General features: G+C 40.3%; 1 protein-coding gene. It reads right to left on the minus strand.

From position 1 onward, the window contains the following. Positions 1-8: 8 nt before the first annotated feature. A protein-coding gene (locus Q8W26_RS17785; protein ID WP_305473877.1) for an IS3 family transposase occupies positions 9-1,165 on the minus strand; the annotation gives its coding sequence in 2 pieces (ribosomal slippage) (positions 9-904 and positions 904-1,165; 1,158 coding nt in all). Between the last annotated feature and the right edge of the window lie 64 nt (positions 1,166-1,229).

A 1,229-nucleotide genomic window follows, 5' to 3' on the forward strand; every position in this document is an offset into this window, starting at 1 on the left:
TATTCTGGTCAAGTCCAACCGGACACTTCATTCTGTAATTTCTCATAGTTAATTGGTGTTTTATCACCAAGTGTTGTGTGTAGCCTTTCATGGTTGTAGTACTTAATATATTCGTTCACATCATGCTTCATTGACTGTCGGGTTAAGTAGGTCACGTTTACCAACCATTCGTGCTTCAAGCTTCCAAAAAAACGCTCAACCACTGCATTATCTAAACACGCACCAACACTGCTCATCGAGGCTACTATGCCGTTATTTTTTAGTAAGCGGCCGAAAGTATGGCTAGTATATTGTGAGCCACGATCACTATGAAAAATAACGCCCTTATTCGGCTTCCTAAGTGTTATAGCCATTTTTAGTGCTTTCGCGACTAGGTCGACTGTCATACGCTTGGAAACAGACCAACCAATGATACGACGCGAATACAAGTCCATAACGATAGCTAAATACATCCAGCCTTCATGCGTTTTTAAGTAGGTGACGTCACCTGCCCACGAGTGATTGATAGATGGCGGATTAAACTGTTGATTTAAAATATTATCGGCTACAGTGTCACTGTGTTTACGCTTCGTTGTTACTTTATATGCTTGACGCTGAGACACGACGAGTTTCAGCTTTCTCATCACTGTTCTCGTGGCATAGCGGCCAATGCTAAAGCCTTCATCACATAGGTTCTTGGATAACTGGCGAGAGCCTAAACTACCTCGACTGCGTTCAAATAGACGCTTAGCACTGCGGTAAAGATTAAGCTCTTCGACACTAATAACCTTAGCTGGTCTTGTTAACCAATCATAAAATGCACTACGGCTTACATTAAGTGCATTACAAAGTAAATTTGTAGGGTATTTAGAGCGTGACGCCCTGATATACCTAAATTTTACTTCATTTCCTTTGCAAAGAAGGCACTGGCTTTTTTTAGTATTTCTTTCTCCATACGAAGCGTTTTAACTTCTTTCCGTAAGGATTTTAACTCCGCTAATTCATCGGCACTAATATCGGAGTTTGTCAGTTCATCTTGTTTTTGTTTCCAGCTATAAAGCAGGCTAGTCGTTATTCCAACAGCACTTGCCGCTTCGCTAACGCTATAGCCTTGATCATAAACCAGAGCAAGCGCCCCATCTTTAAATTCTTTGTTATAGCTTTGATATTTACGTTTTGTTGTCATACTCACCTCGATTAATAATAGTATTATTCTAAATCGAAGTGTCCAGTGTTATTAGACCAGAATA

The sequence above is a fragment of the Psychrobium sp. 1_MG-2023 genome (assembly GCF_030689115.1).
Lineage (GTDB): Bacteria > Pseudomonadota > Gammaproteobacteria > Enterobacterales > Psychrobiaceae > Psychrobium.